Consider the following 259-nt stretch of genomic DNA (forward strand, 5'->3'; position numbering starts at 1 on the left):
GGCTTCGCCCCGAACTGGTCGGTCGGCGTCGAATACAATCACCTGTTCATGGAGGACCGCGACCACACCTTCGTCGACACGACCGGCGCCTTCTTCGGCACCGACCGGATCAGCCAGGACGTCGATATCGTTACCGTCCGCATCAACTACCGCTTCGGTGGTTACGGCGCACCGGTCGCAGCGAGATACTGACCTCGTCCTATTACATCTGTTCCAGTAAAGTAGGCCGGCAGAAATGCCGGCCTATTTTGTTGGAGGT

The 259-nt window shown here is 58.7% G+C and carries 1 pseudogene; it reads left to right on the forward strand.

The features are described 5' to 3' along the window. Nucleotides 1-192, forward strand: a pseudogene (locus KJQ96_RS39285) (hypothetical protein); the annotation flags it as partial. Nucleotides 193-259 lie beyond the last annotated feature (67 nt).

The organism is Bradyrhizobium sp. sGM-13, from assembly GCF_018398875.1.
Classification (GTDB): domain Bacteria; phylum Pseudomonadota; class Alphaproteobacteria; order Rhizobiales; family Xanthobacteraceae; genus Bradyrhizobium.